The following is a 3,262-nucleotide window of genomic DNA, read 5'->3' as shown; positions in this document are numbered from 1 at the left end:
CCGGCCCCGGGAACCGCACCGACCGAGGACGCGCTCATCGGATGGGCCAGACAACAGTTGGCGGCCTACAAATACCCCCGCCACATCGAATTCGTCGACACGCTCCCGATGACCGCGACCGGCAAGATTCTCAAACGCGAACTCCGGACGAACCACTGAAAACCACTGCACGACAACAACTGTCGTGTCCGAATGTCGTGGCGCTACACCACGACCATCAGGAGACCGCCGTGACATTGTCCGGGAAGACCGCCGTCGTCACCTGGCGGTCTACCTCGCGGGCGACGACCACTACCTCACCGGCCAGATCATCAGCCCCAACGGCGGAACCGTTATCTGACCGAGCAGCCGGAGCACCCGGCCACGGCATTCTGGAGCACCGATTGTGAACCACGCGACCGAACCGAACATCCTGATCGTCCCCGGCCTCGGTGATCACCCCGAGGACCACTGGCAAGCCCGGCTCGCAGCAACACGCCGCAACGCCCGAACCCTGTCCCGGCCCAGCGGCGCCCAGCGCCTGGACCGCGGTGCCTGGGTGACGGCATTGGATCGAGCCCTGTCCGAGATCACCGGCGAGGTCGTGCTGGTCGCCCACAGTGCAGGTGTGCTCGCCTGCGTGCACTGGGCCCATCAGCCCACCCGCGACATCCGTGCCGCGGTCCTGGTCACCCCGCCGGACTTCGAAACACCGCTGCCCGACGGCTACCCGAGCACGAACCTGCTCGGCCAGCACGGCTGGAACCCCATCCCGCGACGCCGGCTGCCATTCCCCACCGTCCTGGCCGCCAGCACCAACGACCCCTTCGCCACCCACCGGCGGGTGGCCGGGCTGGCCGAAGCCTGGGGCAGCCGGCTGATCGACGCCGGCCCGGTCGGACACCTCGATCCCGCTGCCGGCTACGGCCCCTGGCCACAAGCCGGGCAACTGATAGACGAGCTGACCTCGGTGCGCGCCAATCCAGGTCTGCACCGATCCCACCAATAAAGAGAAAGAAACACCAGATGAGGAAAACCGCCGCTGCCACGCTCGCCGCGACAGCCATCACAATCACCGCCGCGACAGCCGGCGCCACACCGCAACCCGTCGACGAGCAGGCCGCGGTGCATTACGAAGTCAGCCGCCGTGGCGATGCCGCCGTGCTGAGCATCGGCGATGGAAAGCTGAAACTCCTCGACGACCAACTCGTCGTCACCGACCGGACCGACCGACCGGTCGCCGCCATCCCACTCACCTACCGTATCGACAACACCGCCTACCCGATCAAGGCTGAAACCGACGGCAGCACAGCGACACTCACCCCATCCAAGACCGACGGCCAGCCGGTCCGCGACATCGCCCGCGACCAGATCATCACCACCGAACAGGCCGCAGCGCAGATCGGGGAGTCCTTCACACCCCGTGACGCCCAAGCTCTGGGCGTCTTTGCCCAACGTGCCGCGATCAGTGCCGCGGTCAGTGCCGTCGTGGGCGCGGTCCTGGGTGCCGGTGTCGGCTGTCTGGTCGGTGCGGCAGCCGGTGCGGCGATCTCCAGCCCGGTCATATTCCTGTTGGCGCCCTTCGTCGGCGCCGCCATCGCCGGCTGTGTCCTGGGCGCAGCCACCCTCGGTGCGGTCGGAACACTGGCCGGAGTCGTCCTGGCGGGCGGGCCCATCACCTTGTTCTCCGCCATCCAGTACTTCTCGACCATCCTCGCGCCCTGCCCACCCGAACTCGCCCAGTGCAAAGACCCCGCACAGGCAGTGGCACCGGCGAAATAGCCAGCAGCGCCACAACTTCCGCACCTGTCCGGTCGGTTCCGACACGAGTCGCCGCAGGAGTTCCACGGTGAACAGAGTGCTGTCGCTGTTGGCAAAGGTCTCACCCCGGATGAGGCCTGTGCTCATCGACGCTGGGTCTACGGCGCCGACTTCACCGGTGGCGGTCGGCCGGTGGGTTGATCAGCGGTTATCCGCGCTGGTTTGTCAGTCCGATCACTTGGGTGGCTCGCCCGCTGATGGTGAAAGGCCGCGGCTAGCGACTATCTGGTCGAGGTGAACGTGTCCAGCCAACAGCCCAACGCGCTGGATCGGGCTCAGCACTGAGACCGCGCGCCCAGGTAGGGGCCTGGGCGCGCGGTCTCAGTGGGGGCTATTTCGCGCCCCAGACCGGTAGACCCGGTACAGCGCAGGCGCACATCATCCCGGCCCCGGGAACCGCACCGACCGAGGACGCGCTCATCGGATGGGCCAGACAACAGTTGGCGGCCTACAAATACCCCCGCCACATCGAATTCGTGCGCACGCTGCCGATGACGGCCACCGGCAAGATTCTCAAACGCGAACTGCGCACCCACGGCTGAAAACCGCTGCACCACAACACTATCGCGTCCGTACCGAGTAGCGGAGACAACCACGTTCCGTCAGGAGATCATCATGGCACTATCCGGGAAGACCGCCGTCGTCACCGGCGCCGGCCAGGGACTGGGCAGGGCCATCGCACTGTCGATGGCACAAGCGGGCGCCGACATCGTCGCCTGCGACATCCAGACCGACAAACTGGCCGACCTCACCGACCAGATCCACGCACTGGGCCGCGAATGCCTGGCGGCACCCGTCGACGTCGCCGATCGGCCCGCGGTCGACCAGATGTTCGCCGACGCCGTCGACCGATTCGGCGCCGTCCACATCCTGGTCAACAATGCCGCGATCGTGCCAACGTCACCGGCTGAGGAGGCCCGCCGCAATCTGCACTACGCCTATCTGACCACCCCCACCGAACGCCGATCACTCGGAATCACCTCCGGTCTCACCGACGAGGACTGGCTCAAATGGTGGGACGTCAACGTCCACGGAGTGTTCTACTGCACCCGCGCCGCCCTGCGCTACATGGAACCGCAGCACTACGGGCGCATCATCAACATCAGCTCCGTCGCCGGTATCTCGGCCGCCAGCGCCCACAGCCCCGGATACTCGGCAACCAAGGCCGCCGTCGCCAACCTCACCAAAACCGTCGCACTCGACGTCGCCGGAGCCGACATCCTCGTCAACGCCATCGCCTGCGGCGCCGTTCTGACCCCGCTGTTCCAGGCCTACCTCGACAGGGCCACCCCCGAGCAGACCAACAGCCTCTACCAGCTGATTCCGCTCGGCAGAGTCGGCGCGCCCGAGGAATATGCCTCGCTGGCGGTCTACCTCGCGGGCGACGACCACTACCTCACCGGCCAGATCATCAGCCCCAACGGCGGCTGGTGACCGCCGATGAGTTCGGTGACCCGGGCAA

The 3,262-nt window shown here is 66.8% G+C and carries 5 protein-coding genes and 1 pseudogene; 5 read left to right on the top strand and 1 reads right to left on the bottom strand.

Going from position 1 to position 3,262, the window contains the following annotated elements:
* Window positions 1-159: hypothetical protein (locus tag ABZW16_RS43510; protein WP_354962019.1), on the top strand; the 159-nt coding region annotated here is incomplete at its 5' end.
* 58 nt (window positions 160-217) lie between these two features.
* Here the strand turns inward: ABZW16_RS43510 and ABZW16_RS43505 are convergent.
* A complete protein-coding gene (locus tag ABZW16_RS43505; protein ID WP_354962018.1) occupies window positions 218-370 on the bottom strand; it encodes a hypothetical protein in 153 nt (50 codons plus the stop codon).
* A 15-nt stretch (window positions 371-385) separates the two neighbouring features.
* On the opposite strand from ABZW16_RS43505, the gene ABZW16_RS43500 reads away from it, so the two are divergent.
* The 4 genes and pseudogenes from ABZW16_RS43500 (at window position 386) to ABZW16_RS43485 (ending at window position 3,234) form a co-directional block, all read left to right on the top strand.
* Window positions 386-988 carry an alpha/beta hydrolase gene (locus ABZW16_RS43500; protein ID WP_354962017.1) on the top strand — a complete coding sequence of 201 codons (603 nt, stop codon included), beginning with the start codon at window positions 386-388 and terminating at the stop codon, window positions 986-988.
* Between the two features lie 17 nt (window positions 989-1,005).
* On the top strand, window positions 1,006-1,761 hold the full coding sequence (locus ABZW16_RS43495) for a hypothetical protein (RefSeq protein WP_354962016.1): 756 nt from the start codon (window positions 1,006-1,008) through the stop codon (window positions 1,759-1,761).
* A 407-nt stretch (window positions 1,762-2,168) separates the two neighbouring features.
* A pseudogene (locus ABZW16_RS43490) lies at window positions 2,169-2,342 on the top strand (long-chain fatty acid--CoA ligase); the annotation flags it as partial.
* A 73-nt stretch (window positions 2,343-2,415) separates the two neighbouring features.
* On the top strand, window positions 2,416-3,234 hold the full coding sequence (locus ABZW16_RS43485) for an SDR family NAD(P)-dependent oxidoreductase (protein ID WP_354962015.1): 819 nt from the start codon (window positions 2,416-2,418) through the stop codon (window positions 3,232-3,234).
* The last annotated feature ends 28 nt before the right edge of the window (window positions 3,235-3,262 follow it).

It is taken from the genome of Nocardia sp. NPDC004604 (assembly GCF_040609795.1).
Lineage (GTDB): Bacteria > Actinomycetota > Actinomycetes > Mycobacteriales > Mycobacteriaceae > Nocardia.
The sequence above is the reverse complement of the archived record's forward strand: the minus strand, read 5'-3'. Positions and strand labels throughout refer to the sequence as shown.

Coding starts and splice junctions, on each gene's coding strand:
- ABZW16_RS43505 (WP_354962018.1), bottom strand. CDS start 370: ATGCCGTGGCCGGGTGCTCCGGCTGCTCGGTCAGATAACGGTTCCGCC.
- ABZW16_RS43485 (WP_354962015.1), top strand. CDS start 2,416: ATGGCACTATCCGGGAAGACCGCCGTCGTCACCGGCGCCGGCCAGGGA.
- ABZW16_RS43495 (WP_354962016.1), top strand. CDS start 1,006: ATGAGGAAAACCGCCGCTGCCACGCTCGCCGCGACAGCCATCACAATC.